A 16,639-nucleotide genomic window follows, 5' to 3' on the forward strand; every position below is an offset into this window, starting at 1 on the left:
TGCCTACGTAGGTTAGTTGCTAATGGGTTGTACATCCACTGTCAGCGTGCGGTAGCCGATAGCCGCCACGGTAATGCGCCGCACCTGTTGGGCCCGGCTAAAGGCAAAGCGCCCTGCCGGACTGACAAGCGCCGAGCGGGGCGCAGGGGTATTGGCCGAAAAAAGCGTGGTTATAGCGTAGAAAACCGGCTTTTTAGTTTCGGTATCCGTCACTATGCCCGCAATAGAATCCCCGTCAGCGCGCAACGCCAAAGCAAACTGCGACTCCACGATGCAGCCATCGGGATTGCCATCGCCATAATGCGGAATCCTGTTGACGATTAGTCTATTGCGAAAGCGCTGGTTGTAAGAAAAGGTCGGTAAGCTAACCCTGTTAGATGCTGCACAACCGGCCGACAGCAACAAGACCGATGCCAGATAGAAAACAGCTTTCATACCACAAAGAGAGCGCTGCAACTAGCTTGTTTGCAACTGCTTATTTCAACCGTCGGTGAAGTGCATTAGGGCATCCCGAGCAGTCGCCGCGCAGCCCCAATAACAGCCAGCTCAACTTGCCCGACTGGCTTCTGAGCGGCATCGAGCTGCAGCTTGGCGGCAGCCTGAGCGGCGGGTATCGTTGGCTGACCCTGCTCAACTTGGGTGAGGCGCTGCTCGACCAGATTGGCCACTACCCCTAGCTGGGCGGCTAGAGGAGCATATTCGGCTAGGCTAGGGCTAGTCACGAAGAGCGGCGGCAGGGCCTCGGTGGCGCGCTGCCACTCCGTCACCTGCTGGCGTAGGCTGGCCAGCTGGCGCGTGGCGGCTGGCGTCAGTTTGGGGGGCGTAGCCGGGAAGGTGGGCACCGCGATGCTAAGGCTGGCCAGCAGGCTGTCGGCGGTGGCGCCAAAGCGCCGGGCGGCGTCCGACTCGGCGGGAGCCGCATCTACCAGGCGAGTAAGCGGCGTTTCAGTAGTGTATTTAAAGCCCTGAAAGTGCCGCTTGTATTCCTTCACCGGCTCGACCACGCTAGCCAGGGTTTGTAGGCTGGGCAAGGCGGCGGGGTAGGGGCTAGCCAGCTGGCGCAGCAGGGCAGCGGGGGCACGGCGATGGCGCAGGCCCAAGCGCTCCAGCTCGGTGCTCACGAAGGCCAGGCGGCGGTACATATCGGGTACATCCTGGGTGAGGGCGGCGGGGCTCCAAAGGCGCTCGGCCACGGCGGCGGTGCGGGGCCACACCCGGCTGTCATAAAGCACGCTATCGGCAAATTCGCTCCACATAGTGGCCTCGCCGCCCAGCACGCGGCTGGCCAATGAGTCGGGAATGCCTTGCAGCGGGTCAGCCGCGTAGTGGCTGGCGGCGGTAAGGTACAGGTCGATGTAATAGCCGTGGGCCCGCAGGGCGGGGTGGCCCTGGCGCACGGCGTCGAGCACACCCTTGGGGCCCCGCCAGCTTTCAATGGCAATGGGCTGGGGCAGGTCGGGGCCCAGTATCTCATCCCAGCCTACCATCGTTTTGCCCAGCTTCTGCACAATGGTGAGCATGCGTCGGTTGAAGTAGTTCTGGAGCTGATGCTTATCGGGCGTAGTCGTGCCGGGCTTCACAAAGCCTTTGGCTTGCATAAAGGCCACGATGCGCGGATTGTGGCGCCACTGCCGGCCGTCGTTCTCATCGCCGCCGATGTGGAAGTACTTGTCTGGAAACAGCCCGCTCATCTCCGTCAGCACCGAGTCGAGCATGGTGTAGGTGCCCTCGCGGGTGGGGTCGAGGGCGATGTTGAGCACGCCCCAACGCACGGGTAGGGTCTTGATAGAGTCGTTGGAGGCGAGCCGCGGATAGGCCGTGAGTAGCGCGCCCGCATGGCCCGGCAGGTCAAACTCGGGCACCACCCGAATGCCGCGCTGGGCGGCGTAGCGCACCACCTCGCGCACCTCAGCCTGGGTGTAGTAGCCGGTGGCGCCGCCCACCTGATGCAAGCGCGGAAACAGCTTGCTCTCGACGCGCCAGCCCTGGTCGTCGCACAGGTGCCAGTGCAGCACGTTGAGCTTCACGGCCGCCATGCCGTCGAGGTTGCGCTTGATGACGGCCACTGGCAGGAAGTGCCGGGCCGGGTCAATTAGCAGCCCCCGCCAGGCAAAGCGCGGCTGGTCTTGTATATCACAGAATTGTGCCCGCCAGCCCTGCGGTGTGTGCTCGATAACCTGCCGAAACGTGGCTAGCCCCCGCTGAATACCCAGCGGCCCGGGGGCCGTGAGGCTAGCCCCCGTGGCGGTAATATGCAGGCGGTAGCTCTCGTCCTGGGAGGTGGCCGGGCCCGTTACCTGCTTGTGCAGGGCTAGCAGCGGCGCAGTCCTGAAAGCGTAGTAGCCGGCCTGCCAAGTGGCCTGCGCGGGCACGGGCAGCAGCGGGCGCTGGGCCTGGGCTAGTAGCGGCAGCAAAGCCAGCGCGCAAGGCTTCGCCAGGTTGAGCAGGGTGTCGCAGAACCTACCTTTTAAAAAACCTAGCGAAACCTTGCTCAACCTGGCGAAACCTTGCGTGCTCATATCAGTCCCCGGGCCTTGAATTCCAGGTATTTGTTAATAGTATTCACCGTCAGCGCCTGCGGCGGCGTCAGCAGCGCCTGAATGCCGTAGCGCTGCAATTCGAGCACAATCTGGCGCTTTTCCTGCTGAAATTTCTCAGCGATGGTTTGGTTGTATACGTCGGTCGTCGTTTCGGCCGGCGCGTCGAGGTAGGTGCGCAGCTCGGTGTTCTCGAAGAAAACGACCAGCAGCAGGTGCGCCTTGCTCAGTGCCCGCAGGTAGGGCAATTGTCGTTCCATTCCCTGCAAGGTCTCGAAGTTGGTAAACAAAATGAGCAGGCTGCGCTGCTTAATCTTGGCGCGCACCGTGGCGTAGAGCAGCTCGTAATCAGTTTCGAGGTACTGCGTTTTCTGGCGGTAGAGCACCTCTAGCAAGGTGCGCAAATGGCCCGGCCGGCGCTCGGCAGGCACCGTAGCGCCCGGCTTGTTCGAGAAGGTAATGAGGCCCGCCTTGTCGTGCTTGAGCAGCGCAATATTGCTCATCACTAGGGTAGCATTAATGGCATAGTCGAGCAAACTCAGGCCTTCAAAGGGCATGCGCATTACCCGGCCTTTGTCGATGAGGCAGTACACCTGCTGGGCGCGCTCATCCTGAAAATGGTTAACTACCAGCGTATCGCTTTCCCCGCCGGTGGCGCGCCGGGCGCTGGCCTTCCAGTTGATGGTGCGCGGGTCGTCGCCGCTGGCGTAGGGCCTGATTTGCTCAAACTCCATGCTCTGGCCCACCCGCCGAATGCGCTTCACGCCCACCTCTGTAAGGCGGTTGTGAATGGCCAGCAGCTCGTACTGCCGCATCTGCAAAAACGATGGGTACACCGGCACCACCTTTCCCTCCCGCCCAAAGCGGAAGCGCCGCCGCACCAGCCGCAGCGGCGAGGCGGCGTAGATGTTCAAGGCCCCGAACTCGTACTCGCCGCGCTTGGTGGGCCGCAGCTGGTATTTAATAATCTGCGTCTGGCCCGGCTGAACGTCGGCCTTGAATAGCACGTCGCGCCGCTGAAACTGATGCGGAATCTCGTCAATCACTTCTACCTGAATACCGAAGCGATACCGGCTCTCGATAAATAGCTGCACGTCGTTGTCGTCGCCATTCGAGAGCTTCTCGCCCAGCGCCCGGCGCCCAAACACCGGGGTTGCCCCGCCAGACACCGGCGCGTAGAGCAGCGCCGCATCGAGCAGCGTTAGCAACGCAGCCGCGCCTAGCAGAATCTCCAGCGGCCCCAGCAGCCAGGGCAGGAAGAAGGCCACTACAAAACCCGTGATGAGCGCCGTGCAGAGGTAGAAAAAGCGCTTGGTTAGGAAGAAGGACATTTAGTAAATAGGCTAATCACTGGCAGCAGGCGCAGATGCCACATCAGATGCACGTGGTAAAGAATTTGTCACATGTCTTGTCTGCCTTCAAAAATGATGTACCCACCACCATGCGTAGCTATGATACTAGAGGCAGCATTACTCATCTCAGTGCCGAGCGACCAAGGTTCAATCATTGATTCCTCGGCAGGTGAACCAGCAAAAAATATGTGAATGCCGTTGTCGAATTGTATCTCTAAAGTTGCTTCGTCATTGCATTGGATGGCAACTACTTCCTTCAGGTTCACACTATTGAATAATAGCAAAGCAGCCCCTGTTTCATCAAGATTGAGTTCTTGAAAAGGGTAGGACTTAGATGTTACCTCAGTATCAATCCATATTGTATGGTCATCGGCGTTTTTATCTCTGAATGTCAGCGTCAAAAATTGATGAGTAAGTCCAAAGCTTTCAACAGTAGACCCTAGCAATTTCTCTTGAATAATGCGATTGGCTAGTTCTGTGTTGGGATGCATAGTATGCTGACTACGAGGGTATCGCCCTGAATTTACCGCGGTACCTCTACCGATTGCACAATCTGCTTCACCACGTCATCGGCTGTGCCACCTTCCATCTCGCGCTCGGGTGTGAGCATGATGCGGTGGCGTAGCACCGGCGCGGCCAGAAACTGCACGTCTTCGGGCGTCACAAAGTCGCGGCCGCGTAGCGCCGCTAGGGCCTTAGCGCCGTTGAGCAGCGCGATACTGGCGCGGGGCGAGGCACCCAGGTACAGCGCCTTGTGGGCGCGCGTCTGGCCCACGATTTTGGCAATGTATTCGAGCACATTGGCCTCCACGCGCTGCTGGCCCACTTGTTGGCGCAGGGCAGCCAGGTCCTGGGCGGTGAGGACGGCCTGCACCTTTTCCAGGGGTGTGCCGCCAAAGCCGCTGTGGTGGCCCTGGAGTATCTGGATTTCCTCGGCTAGGGTAGGGTAGCCCACGTTGAGCTTGAAGAGGAAGCGGTCGAGTTGGGCTTCGGGCAGGCGGTAGGTGCCCTCCTGCTCCACGGGGTTTTGGGTGGCGAGCACCACGAAGGGTGAGTCCATGCGGTGCGCCGTGCCGTCTTGCGTGACGGTGCGCTCTTCCATCACCTCAAAGAGCGCCGACTGCGTTTTGGCCGGGGCGCGGTTGATTTCGTCAATCAAGACCACGCTGGCGAAAATGGGACCGGGCCGAAACTCAAAATCGCCCTGCGCTGGCCGGAATACGCTGGTGCCCAGCACGTCGGCGGGCATCAGGTCGGGCGTGAACTGGATGCGGCTAAACGGCACATCGAGCGTGCGGGCCAGCAGTTTGGCGGTAAGGGTTTTGGCCACGCCGGGCACACCTTCCAGCAGCACGTGGCCGTCGGCAAGCAGCGCAGTGAGCAGTAGCTCCAGCAAGTCTTGCTGACCCACTATCACCTGACCGATTTGCTGGCGCACGGCCTCGGTACGGGCCGTGAGCTGGGCCAGGTCAGTGCGCGGAGCGAAGGCTGGCTCTACAGGGGCGTCGATGCTGGGAGTAGGAGAGGTAGCCAGTGTTTCCTGGCTACCGGGCAAAAAATTATCTTCCATACTAAAGGTCTAATAACAGATAAAATAGGCTGGGCAGTACGCTTATCTTGCGGGCCAAAGCAGCCATGAAAAGGGTAGAAATAGCCGTAAAAAGTGCCTTTTAAGCTTATTAAGCAATATTATTAGAAAAGTGCAATTAGTAAAAATTGCCAATTCTAGGTACAGTGCAAAAAGCATTTTTCATTGGCTTTCGCGCTTGAAATCCTGCATGGCTCGGCTCACTACTAACAGCTCGCGGTCGGTGACAATGGGCGCGGTGCGGGCGAAATTTATGTAGCGTACTAGCTCATCGACGCGGGCGCGCGGCACGCCCGACTTCTGACTGAGGCGCTCGCGAAATTCCTCATCGGCTAGGTCGGGGGTGGGCTCGTGAAAGCGGGTGCGCAGGTAGTCGAGGAAAAGCGCCGTTTTTTTCTCAGCCATGCTGGAGTGGTTACGCCCTTGCTTATAGAGGCCCGCCACGGTGCGCGTAAAAAGCAGCGTAGTATTAGGCAGTGGCTTGATAACGGGAATGATACGCTGGCGGCGGCGCGCTTCTACCAGCACAAAGAGTAGGCCGGTAGCCAGCAGCAGGTAGTAGGCGGTGCGCAGGGCAGGGTGGGCCATCACCACACGCAGCACCGACTGGCTGCCGGCGCGGCCCTGCTTCTGGTACTCGTCCCACCACACGGGCCGGCCGGCGGGCAGGTAGGAAAGCGATGCAAAGGCAAAGTCGGCGGTGCGGGGCCGCAGCAGCCAGTAGTTGCCGAAGGCCAGCGGCACCGAGCACAAGTAAAAATGGCCCCGCCCGTGGTGGAGGCGCAGCAGCACGGGGCGGCCCTTGGCATCGGCCGCTAGGGTGGCACCGTGGTGCGCTGGGCGCGCCATGAGGGCTAGCCGGTAACTCACCGCCGCCGCGTTAAACCAGAACTGCTGAGGCCCGCCCGCTACCGGCCGCAGCAGGTGCAGCGCTACCGAGTCGGCCCGGCCGGCGCCGGGGGCTAGCACCTGCGCAAAGCTTGAGTCGGCCGGGTAGGTGCGGAAGCCGAGAGTATCGGTTAGCGCGTGGCCGCGGCGGCCAGCGAAGTTTTCGGCCGCAATAAACACGTCGTGGCCCTGTGCCACGAAGCGCAACAGGGCATTTGTTTCGAGCGGAGTAGCTGTGAACTCTTGATTGACAAACAGGTAATGGGCGCGGGTGCTCACCAGCGGCAGCGAGGCTGCCTCCAGCTCGGCGGCAGCCCGGTCGTTGGCCGCGTCTACCGAGTCGTCGGCAAAGTCTACGTTGGAGGACCGGCCGCTTTTCAGGTGCGGCTCCTCGGCGCCCAACAACTGGTTGTAAAGAGGCTGGCGCACGCTAGCCACCGAGTCGGAGCCCAGCACCTGGGGCAGCACGTCGAACAGGGCGTAGGTGCCGTACGGAATCTTATCCTTGCTGCTAAGCGAGGGCGACCAGTCGAGGGGCTTCGGGCGATAGTATTCAAGAGCCACGTAGCCCCCAAACAGCGCAAGCAAGCCGAGCAGGTACCAGCGAAAAGTAGTCAAGGTGCGAAACGGTTAGCGGCCTAGGAGCTCTTGGTAAACGGTAAGGTAATCGGCGGCGGCCTGCGCCCAGCTGAACTGCCGGGCCTGGGCCTGGGCCTCGGCGGCGCGGGCGGGCGAGTGGCGGGCTAGCCCGGCCGCTAGGGCCTGGCGCAGGTGCTCAGGTGAAAAATCGTCGAAATAATAAGCCGCCGCGCCGCCCACTTCGGGCAGCGACGTGAGGCGACTCAGAAAAACGGGCTTACCCAGTTGCATAGCCTCCACTACCGGCAGGCCAAAGCCCTCGGCCAGCGAGGGCTGCATATAAGCCAGGCAATGCTGGTAGTACCACGTTTTGTCGGCCTCGCTGATGCGCGTTAGCACCGTCACGCGGTCGGCCGCCCCGGCTTGCGCGGCCGCCGCTCGGATGGTCGCCACGTAGTCGGCCTCAGCAAAGCTGCCGGCAAGTACCAGCTCGTAGTCAGTGCCCTGAAGCAGCGCGGCCAGCACGTGGTAGTTCTTCTTCGAATTGATGGTGCCGAGCCCAAACAGGAAGGGCCGGCGCGGCACGTAGGCGGGCACGTGGCCGAGTGGCACCGACGCTAGGTCTTCGACGCCGCGCGGCACGTAGCGCAGCGGCTGGCGGCCGGTGTAGCCAAGCAGGTCGGCGTGGCGCAAGATATCCTGGCGCACAAAGTCGGAGATGGTGACCAGGTAATCGGCTCGCCGAATGTTGCGGCGCACCATGGCTAGCTGCCGGGTGTAGGTGCGCTCATCGGGGTTCTCGTGCAAAAAATTGAGGTCGTGCACCGTAAGCACCACCTTGGTAAGCGGGCTGGTGGGCACGTACCAGCTCAGCTGCGAGGTGGCGTGCCACAGCCGCAGGCCGTAGCTGGCGGGGTTGAAGTACTTGTGAAAGCTGCGCTGCGTGAGGTAGCGCACGCCCTGGCGGCCTAGCCCGCCCACCTCTTGAGGCGGCACGTAGCAATAGAGCTGGTAGCGGGTATTCTGGCGAATGAGCTCGTGGGCCAGCGGCACCACAAAGTGGCTGAAGCCGCTGTTACGGTCTTTCAGCGATTCACAGTCCAGCAGGATACGGGGAAGCGACATCAGGAAAAAGCGGAATCCAAAAGCTACGCCGGCTGGGGCCGGCCGGGCGCAGCCGCCCCTAGCTGCTGGCCCAGGCGGCGCTGGTCGGCGCGCACCCGCTGGTAAAGGTCGGGCGATACGGCTAGCTCGCCGTACCAGCTATACTCAAACTGCCGGGTGAGCTCAGCAAAGGCAGGGCGGGCACTAGGGTAGCTGGCGGCCAGCTCGTGCAGGTAAGCCTGGTTGGTTTTATCGGGTTGCCAGGCAATAAAATCGCGGTCGGTGAACTGCTTGAGCAGCTGCAGGTAGCCCAGGCGCAGGGCCAGGCGATGATTGCCGGTGGCCTCCGCCTCGGCAATGGCGGCCGGAAAGTCGAGCTCATGAATGTTCTCTTGGCCGGCCTCGTAGGCGAGCGGCACGCGGCGCGATGTCCGCCCAAACGCCCGGGTGATATCGACCTGCAAAAACTTCAGCACCGCAAACACCAGCCCGGCGGCCATCAGGCCATAAAATAAGCCTTTCCAGGCAATGCGCCCGCCTTTTGTATCGAGCAGCGGGGCTAGCGAGCGCAAAAGCCAGCCCAGCAGCCGCTGCCACAGGCTGGCCTGGGCGGGCTCGTCGGCTACCACTTCGCGGTAGTCAAACTCGCGCTGGCCGCGCAGCTCGCGCAGGTGCGCAGCGGCCGGGCGGCGCACCACCGCCGGGGCGGCAGCGGGCGGCAGAGCCGGGGCCATCGTAGTATCGGCGGGCGCCTGGGCCAAACGACGCAGCACGAGGGGCACCTGCGGCGGTGCCGCCAGCACGGGGCTAGCCGCTAGGGTCAGGAGTAAAAGTAGGGGAAGGTGGCGCATGCAAGTGCCCAAGGAAAAGCTCCGCTAGCCCATGCGGCGGGGCTAGCGGGGAATAAAACGGGTTAGTACTCGCCCAGCTCGTCGGGGCGGTAGTGGCCCGACTCGGCGGCGGGGGTATGGCCCTGGCCCAGCTGGTCGACGAGCAGGCGCAGGCCCACGCCTTCCTGCCGCTCCACAAGGTTGAGATACTGGAAAACCAGCGCCAGCAGCGGAATACAGTAGGTGAAGATGATGCCAACTGCGTAAAGACACTGTGCCGCCAGGCCTAGCACATCCGAATTCAGGCCCGGCAGCTGCAGCATCTTGCCCATCATCACGGCGTATTGCGGAATAGCAAACACAATGGTGAACATTGATTGTAGAAACACAGCCGTGAATAGTAGGCCGCAGGTGGCCCACCACTTGCCCTTTATAAGCTGAAAGCAACGGCCTATGGAAGCAAATACGTCGTTGTCTTCGAGCCACAGCACGGGGTAGTAGAGCGCCAGCGAAACGCTGATGTAGCCAATTAGCGTGTAGCCGAGTAGCACTGCCAGCACCGGCCCTGCAAAGCTGCCTCGCCCGAGCGTAGACCCGAAGGCCATGAGCACGCCAAACACTACCCCGAAGCCCACGCCGCCAAGCAGGCCCAGCAGCAGCGTGCCGCCCACCATGCGGCCCAGGCGGGCACGCAGCTCAGCCCACACGCGGGCCGGGGTAATGGGCTCGTCGGCAGGCGAATACATGCGTGCTCTCACGTAGCCATAAAGCGTGCCGCTGAGTAGCAGAAACGCCAGCAGCCCGCCCACCATGGCCAGCGCTAGCCCAGCAAAATTGAAAAACTCGAACGGCGAGTTCATGTGCGGTAGCTGGGTGCCGGCGCGCTGCGCCGCCGTAGCCCGCCCGGTGAAGTCATATAGCTTATTGGTAAACATCCCCAGGCCGATGCCCATGAGCAGTGCACCAGGCAGCACGAAGTATACCAGGCACTTGCCCAGCGCCCGCCAGTGCGCCCCGATAAACTCGAAGACGGCCGAAATCTTGGCGCCAAAATCTCGCTCCTGCCAGAAGTCGGCCGGTGTAGTAAACGTATTTTTCATAGGTTAGGAAATAAGGGGCAAAGGAAGCACGCGGCGCTGCACCACGCGCGGATAAATACCAAAGTACCAGATAATAAACGCCGCCGAACCGCCGATGATGGCCAGGCTCAGGGCGAGCGGCATTTCGGTGTGGCGCGTCACGAAGCTTTCGAGGAAAGCCGCCGCCACAATGACGGGCACCAGGCCCAGGGCTAGTTTAACGGCATCGCGGGCGGCGCGGGCCAGCGACTCGCGCCGGGTGTACGTGCCCGGAAACAGCAGCCCACCCCCTAGGATGAACCCCGCGCCCCCAGCCAGCACAATGCTCGGAATTTCGAGCGTGCCGTGAATCCAGATGGTGAGCAGCGAGGGGAGCAACACGTGTTGCTGGTAGAAAAAATACTGGAATGCCCCCAGCATCAGGCCGTTAAAGAACAGCGAATACAGGGTGCCCAGCCCTAGCGTGGCGCCCAGCGCAAAGGTGCGCAGCGCCACGAACAGGTTGTTGGCCGCAATGCCTACAAACATCACCGCCGAGCCGCCCGTCTTATAGATGGCCATCGGGTCGCCGCGCCGAATGTTGGCCAGCGTCTGGTTTACGTAGTCATCGCCGAGCACTACCCGCAAAAAATCGGCATCGTAGGCCGCTGAGAGCGCGCCCAGCGCCGTGAACAGCACAAATAGCCCCATGGCCCAGGCCAGCGCCCGCTGATGCCGGGCCACCACTAGGGGCACCTCCACCGCCCAGAAGTAGGCCAGCCGGCGGCCCTCCTCGGGCTTGTTGCGATAGAGCGTTTGCTGCAGCTTGCCAGCTAGGGTATTGAGATAGGCCGTGGTGGGCGAGGCCGGGTAAAAGGTTTGGGCGTAGGCCAGGTCGTCGGTGAGGGCCACGAAGCGCGTGGCCAGCTCGTCGGGGTTGGCAGGCGGCTGGGTTTCGTAGAGGTGCCAGCGGGCCTGGTTTTGACGCAGAAAAACGGCTTCGCGCATAAATAGGCGGGGTTAGGGCCTTAAAGGTAGGCAGCGGCCGAATAGCTACTCAGCAGTAATGCTGTATTTTTCCGCCCGATTTCTTCTCCCGGCTTTATGGCGACTATTCGCATCCACACCACCCAAAATGTCACGCTCGAATATGAGGTAGCCAGCATTGGCAGCCGCATCGTGGCTACCATTCTCGACAACCTTATTTTCGTAGCTTGGGCCTTTGCCGTGGGGGGGCTGGTGACGTGGCTGCTGGGCCGCCACGGTCAGGTGGCCGCCTGGACGATGGGGGTGCTCATCGGGCTGCCCTTCGTGTTTTACCACCTGGCCTGCGAAGTGTTATTGAACGGCCAAAGCCTGGGTAAAAAAGCCCAGCACCTGCGGGTAATTCGCCTCGATGGCACGGCCCCGCGCTTGGGCGATTACTTTTTGCGCTGGCTGTTGCGTTTGGTCGATTTTGGCTTTGGCAGCGGGCTAGTGGCTGTGGTTACCATCGCCCTCAATGGCAAGGGCCAGCGGCTGGGCGACCTGGCCGCCGGTACCACCGTCATCAATGTGCGGCCCCGCGCAGTGCCCCTCACGCAGCTAGCCGACTTAACGGCAGCCGCCACGCCGGTCGGCTACCAGCCGGTATTTATGCAGGCCGCCGACCTCAGCGACCACGACGTGGCCCTGCTGCGCCAGCTGCTGGGCCGCAGCCTGCAGCAAGATAATTTTCTGCTACTGCACGAAACCGCCCTCAAAATCAAGCAGCTACTCGGGATACACAGCGACCTGGGCGACGAGGCTTTTCTGCGCACCATTCTGCGCGACCATGCGCACTTGGTAGCGCAGTAGGTTCACTGAGTTCTGGTAAACTTCGTCCGAACAAATGCACCGTGAATGCCGGCATGGCTCCTTCACAGCCTTTCCTAGGCGTGGCTTGTAGGCGAGGCTGCCAGCTGTAGACACAAAAAAGCGGCTTGCCCAGCGTTGGGTAAGCCGCTTTTTTGTGCTGGCTAGGATGCGCTAGTTGCGCGTCATAGCCGGGTTGGCCGATAGCTCTGCCTGTGGGATAGGCCAGATGTAAAGCGGGTCAGTGGTCGGAATGGCCCGTACAATGCCCTTAGCGGGAATAGGGCTCAACGTACGCATCAGGTCAATATTCCGCAGGCCTTCGCCCAGAAACTCGATGCGGCGCTCTAGCAAAATCGCGTTGAGCAAGTCGCTGGCCGAGGTGAAAGTGGCATATACACCGGCTGGGTTAGAGCGGCCGCGCACCGCATTGAGCAGGGCTAGCGCCTGCGCATCTACCGTGTTGCTTGAGCGCACACGGGCTTCGGCTAGGTTCAGCATTACCTCGGCGTAGCGAATGACCGGCGCATTGTCGGTGTATGGAGTGCCGGTCGGGTACTTCTTGAGGAAGGTGCCGCCCGAGGTTGTTACGATGAAGTTCGTGCGCCGGGCATCAGTGGCCGCGAAAGCCGGGTCGGCCACAATACCGGTGGCCGTGTTCAGGCTATACTCACCGTTGCCACCCAGCGAGGAGGGAAGGTAATAGTAGGCTAGCTGATTCTGGGTGCCGGGCTGGTCATTGGCCGTGAAGGGGAAAGAGAGAATGCTCTCACTAGTCGTTTGCGGGGGAGCAAACACGGCGGCTACCGACGAATTGAGCCCGTTGGCTACACCGCTGGTTGCCACGAAGGGGGCAGCCGCAGGCACCAGTTTATTAGCCTCCGTGATAACCGACGTGTAGTTGCTCATGCTCAGGTACACGCGGGTTTTAAGCGCGATGGCCGTGTTGCGGTGCGCCCGCGTAGTGTTCGTGAAGGCATCGCCATACGTAGCCGGCAGGTTGGTTTCGGCAAAGTTGAGGTCGGCCAGAATCTGGGCATAAATATCTTTTACCGGGCTGCGAGCCAGCGAATTATTTGCCGCGCTTTTTTCGGCTAGCAGGCGTAGCGGCAGGCCGGGGCTGGCGCCCGCGTCCTTATTGTAGGGCTGGGCGTACAGTTGCAGCAGCGAGTAGTAGCAGAGCGCGCGCAGCAACCGGGCCTCGCCGCGGTACTGGTTGGCGGTAGTAGCGAAATTGCCCGGGAAAACGGGTGCTACAAACTTGCTGGCGTTATCATCGAGGCCGGCCAGAAATACGTTAACCTGGTTAATGGCCTGGTAGCCGTATATCCAGCAGTTGGCCACGTCGTTCGCATTCGTCTCGGTCTCGGTGTGGTTCCACACCGTCGAGCCGGTTACGGCATTAGACGTGAGGTTGATAAACTCATCGGCCCGGATGTCGTTGTAAATCTGGAAACGCCCGCCCAAAAAGTTGCCGGTTTTGACGAAGGAATACAGGCTGTTTACCTGCAATGCCACGCGGGTAGGGGTGTCAAAGGCGACTTTATCAGAAATCTGAGTTTGCGGTACTGGGTTCAGTGCATCGTTCTGGCACGATACACTACCCAGCGCCAGCAGAGCGACCGCCACCGCGGCCAAAGGTTTTTTAACTACTAATTGCATAAGGAAGACGAATTAAAAGCCAACAATAACACCGGCCGTGTAGGTTCGCGCCTGGCCCACCGAGTTGCGGTCGACGCCGGGCGCGGTATTTTGCGCGCCGTTGGTCGATATTTCGGGGTCGCTGCCCGTGTAGCGGGTCAGCAGCACCAGGTTTTGGGCCTGCACATAGATGCGGGCGCTGGCTAGCTTCACGCTGCTCAGCATCTCCGACTTGAAGGTGTAGCCGAGCGACACGTTGCGCAGGCGCACGAAGTCACCCTTCTCGATGTTCGACGACATCACGAGCGCCGAGCCGTTCGACACGTTGTCGCCGTACACCACGGCAGGATACTGCACATTATGGTTGGTGGGCGTCCAGTGGTCTTTGATATCGGCGGCGTTGTTCCAGAAGCGCTGGTCGTGCAGGCCGGCCTTGGTACCGTTGTAGATGTAGTTGCCCCCCGAGTACTGGATAAATACGCCGAGGTCAAAGCCTTTGAACGTAAAGGTGTTGTCGAGGCCACCGTAGAAGGTAGGCAGCACCGGGCCGTAGTAGCGGCCATCTACCAGCTGGCTAGGGGCTGTGGCTGCCTTGCCATCGAGGGTAGTCCAGGGCGTGGCGGCCAGGTGTTGGTATTGCACCACAGTGCCATCGGCCTTCTGAATCATGCGGCGGCCGTTTTCGGGGTTCACGCCCACCGACGGCACTGCCAGAATAGAGCCTACCGAGCGGCCGGCCGTGGTGTAGTTCACCGTTTCGAGGCCCGAAGTAGCGCCCGGTACGTAGGCCAGGCCGTCAGCCAAGGTCAATACCTCGTTTTTCAGCGTGGTCAGGTTGGCGTTTACAGTCCAGGTAAACGGCTTGTTGCGGATAGCATTAAAGCGCACGCTGGCCTCCACGCCTTGGTTCAGCATCGAGCCCACGTTGGCGGGGATGGTGAGCGAATAGCCGCCGGGACCACCGCCCGGAATACCCAGCGAAGCCGCCGCCGGCACCGGCAGAATCAGCCCGTTAATCAGGTTGCGGTAGTAAGTCGCTTCCACCGTGAGGCGGTCCTGCAAGAAGCCCATGTTCAGGCTGATGTCAGTCTTGCGAGCCTTCTCCCAGGTGAGTGAGGGGCTAGCGGCCTGCGAGTAGTAGAGGGTGGGGTTGGCAGCATACAGGCCCGAGCCATACAACTGCAGCGAGGCAAAGTCGTCGATACCCTGGTTGTTGCCCACGGTGCCGGTGCTGGCCGATACTTTCAGGAAGTTGAGGGTATTGTTAATGCCCGAGTTCTTCCAGAAGTCTTCTTCCGAAATGATGTAGCCCGCCGAGCCACCGAAGAAGTTACCCCATTTTTGGGCCCAGGCCGAGTAGCCGTCGCGGCGGGCGTTGAGCGAGATGAGGTACTTGCGGTTGAAGTTGTAGTCGAGGCGGCTGAAAAACGACACCAGGTAATTCTGGCCCGCAAAGTTGCCCGACGCCGCAATATTGGTAAAGTTGCCCTGGAATGTGGTGAAGAAGGGGTCGGCTATGTTGGTGCGGCTAGCCCCCCAGCGCTGTTGCTGCACGAACTGCTGCTCGTTGCCCAGCACAATGCTCAGGTTGTGCTTTTCGGCAAACGTGTGCGCGTAGCTCGCCGTGTTTTGCCAGTCCGAAAGCTTGTTGGTACGGTAGTAGTTGTCTGCTTCTCCCTTGCTTGAGTAGCCGTCGCCGGCCAGCGCCGTGTAGAAAGCCTTATCCTCGAACGAAATATTATTAATACCGAAGTTGGAGCGCAGGTGCAGGCCCGTCAGGGGTTCAGCATCGGCATACACGCTGCCCTGAACCTGGCTGGCATCAGAAGTGAAGTAGTTGTTGTCGAGGTCTACCACCGGGTTGTAGTAGCCCGGCAGCAGCGGTGCGCCATTGTTAGGATTAAGGTTAGGTCCCGGTCCGATACCAGCACCACTGGTGTTATAGGTGCCGTCAGCGTTGTAAGGCCCAACGTTTGGGGGGAGTACCAGCGGCAGGCGGCCCAGGCCAGCCGTGCCAAACGCGCCACCCGAAATCGAGCCCGAATTAGGCGATAGGTTATGAGTAAACGAGTAGCTGAAACGGGCACCCACCGTGAGGCGGCTAAACACCTTGTGGTCGATGTTCATGCGGCCCACGTAGCGCTGAAACTCGTTTTTCTTCAGCATCCCGCGCTGGTTGCTGTAGTTGATAGAAGCGTAGTAAGTCGTTTTGTCATTACCGCCTGAGAAATCCAGGCTGTGGTTAGTCGACACACCGTTTCGATAGATGTAGTCGTACCAGTGGGTATCAATAGGATTGCCGTTGGCGTCGGTAGCGAGCTTGAAGTAAGGAGTGGTCGGGGCCGGGAGGCCACGGTTGGCAAACAGGTTGTTTACCGCCTCATTCTTGATGGCTACATAGTCTCCAGCGCCAAGCATGTTGAACAAGCGCACCGGCTGCGTAAGCCCCGCCCAGAAGCTGTAGTTGAGGTGGCTCTGGCCAGCCTTGCCCTTCTTGGTGGTCACGACGATAACGCCATTGGAGCCGCGCGAGCCGTAGATAGCCGTGGAGGCGGCATCTTTCAGCACTTCTACGTTCTCAATATCGTTGGGGTCGATACTGGCCAGGGGGTTATTAGGCACGCTGCCCACCGCCGAGTTGTTGCCCGTAAACGTCGGAATACCGTCAATCACCACCAGCGGCTGCGAGCTCAGGTTGAGCGAGCCCAGGCCGCGAATGCGGATAACGGGCGGGTTATTCAGTACCCCGTTGGGCGTCGTGATGTTGGTACCGGCCGCGCGGCCCTGCAGCGCCTGGTCAAAGCTCTGCACTGGCAGGTTGGCTATTTCCTTGCCGCCTACCGTAGCAATGGTACCGGTAAGCTCGCGGCGCGCCTGCGCAATACCGTAGCCCACCACTACCACCTCATTAAGGCCGGTTTGAGTGGCAGCCAGCGTCACGTTCACCGTCGATTGGTCGCCGATAGCAACCTGCTTGCTTTCGTAACCCACGTAGGAAACTACCAGCGCGGTTGCCGAAGCAGGCACCTGAATGTCAAAACGACCGTCGGCATTCGTAGAAGTACCCAGCGAAGTGCCTTTTACCAAGACGGTAGCGCCCGGAATGGCAGCACCATCAGCCCCCTTCACCGTGCCCGATACGGCACGAGTTTGGGCATGTACGTCGCGCGCTCCCATCACTACTACAATGGCGGAGAGAGGAAGTAAGTGTTTTAGCATGTATTAAAAA

The 16,639-nt window shown here is 60.6% G+C and carries 13 protein-coding genes; 1 reads left to right on the top strand and 12 read right to left on the bottom strand.

Features of this window, described 5'->3' with window-relative positions; all coding sequences use genetic code 11:
* Nucleotides 1-12: 12 nt before the first annotated feature.
* From J4D99_RS12535 to J4D99_RS12580, 10 genes are all read right to left on the bottom strand, one after another.
* Nucleotides 13-435: a carboxypeptidase-like regulatory domain-containing protein gene (locus tag J4D99_RS12535; protein WP_208132056.1), complete on the bottom strand. Its 423-nt coding sequence runs from the start codon at nt 433-435 to the stop codon at nt 13-15.
* 65 nt (nt 436-500) lie between these two features.
* Nucleotides 501-2,414 (bottom strand): beta-N-acetylhexosaminidase, encoded by a 1,914-nt coding sequence (locus tag J4D99_RS12540; RefSeq protein ID WP_208132057.1) that lies wholly within the window; start codon nt 2,412-2,414, stop codon nt 501-503.
* Between the two features lie 101 nt (nt 2,415-2,515).
* Nucleotides 2,516-3,868, bottom strand: coding sequence for a DUF58 domain-containing protein (locus J4D99_RS12545; protein WP_208132058.1), 1,353 nt, complete (start codon nt 3,866-3,868; stop codon nt 2,516-2,518).
* A gap of 68 nt (nt 3,869-3,936) precedes the next feature.
* Nucleotides 3,937-4,380, bottom strand: a complete 444-nt coding sequence (locus tag J4D99_RS12550; protein ID WP_208132059.1) for a hypothetical protein — start codon at nt 4,378-4,380, stop codon at nt 3,937-3,939.
* 32 nt (nt 4,381-4,412) lie between these two features.
* Nucleotides 4,413-5,459, bottom strand: coding sequence for an AAA family ATPase (locus J4D99_RS12555; protein ID WP_208132060.1), 1,047 nt, complete (start codon nt 5,457-5,459; stop codon nt 4,413-4,415).
* A gap of 180 nt (nt 5,460-5,639) precedes the next feature.
* Nucleotides 5,640-6,983, bottom strand: a complete 1,344-nt coding sequence (locus J4D99_RS12560; RefSeq protein ID WP_208132061.1) for a DUF4350 domain-containing protein — start codon at nt 6,981-6,983, stop codon at nt 5,640-5,642.
* 12 nt (nt 6,984-6,995) lie between these two features.
* A complete protein-coding gene (locus J4D99_RS12565) occupies nt 6,996-8,069 on the bottom strand; it encodes a glycosyltransferase family 4 protein (RefSeq protein ID WP_208132062.1) in 1,074 nt (357 codons plus the stop codon).
* Between the two features lie 23 nt (nt 8,070-8,092).
* Nucleotides 8,093-8,899: a DUF4129 domain-containing protein gene (locus J4D99_RS12570; RefSeq protein ID WP_208132063.1), complete on the bottom strand. Its 807-nt coding sequence runs from the start codon at nt 8,897-8,899 to the stop codon at nt 8,093-8,095.
* Between the two features lie 62 nt (nt 8,900-8,961).
* A complete protein-coding gene (locus J4D99_RS12575) occupies nt 8,962-9,978 on the bottom strand; it encodes a hypothetical protein (protein ID WP_208132064.1) in 1,017 nt (338 codons plus the stop codon).
* Nucleotides 9,979-9,981: 3 nt separating this feature from the next.
* Nucleotides 9,982-10,944 (bottom strand): stage II sporulation protein M, encoded by a 963-nt coding sequence (locus J4D99_RS12580; protein WP_208132065.1) that lies wholly within the window; start codon nt 10,942-10,944, stop codon nt 9,982-9,984.
* A gap of 96 nt (nt 10,945-11,040) precedes the next feature.
* Between J4D99_RS12580 and J4D99_RS12585 the strand changes: the two genes are divergently transcribed.
* Nucleotides 11,041-11,772, top strand: a complete 732-nt coding sequence (locus tag J4D99_RS12585) for an RDD family protein (RefSeq protein WP_208132066.1) — start codon at nt 11,041-11,043, stop codon at nt 11,770-11,772.
* Nucleotides 11,773-11,943: 171 nt separating this feature from the next.
* Here the strand turns inward: J4D99_RS12585 and J4D99_RS12590 are convergent, their stop codons facing one another.
* On the bottom strand, nt 11,944-13,431 hold the full coding sequence (locus J4D99_RS12590) for a RagB/SusD family nutrient uptake outer membrane protein (RefSeq protein WP_208132067.1): 1,488 nt from the start codon (nt 13,429-13,431) through the stop codon (nt 11,944-11,946).
* Nucleotides 13,432-13,443: 12 nt separating this feature from the next.
* Nucleotides 13,444-16,629 carry a SusC/RagA family TonB-linked outer membrane protein gene (locus J4D99_RS12595; protein WP_208132068.1) on the bottom strand — a complete coding sequence of 1,062 codons (3,186 nt, stop codon included), beginning with the start codon at nt 16,627-16,629 and terminating at the stop codon, nt 13,444-13,446.
* Nucleotides 16,630-16,639: the final 10 nt, after the last annotated feature.

The sequence above is a fragment of the Hymenobacter sp. BT559 genome (assembly GCF_017571525.1).
GTDB classification, from domain to species: domain Bacteria; phylum Bacteroidota; class Bacteroidia; order Cytophagales; family Hymenobacteraceae; genus Hymenobacter; species Hymenobacter ginsengisoli.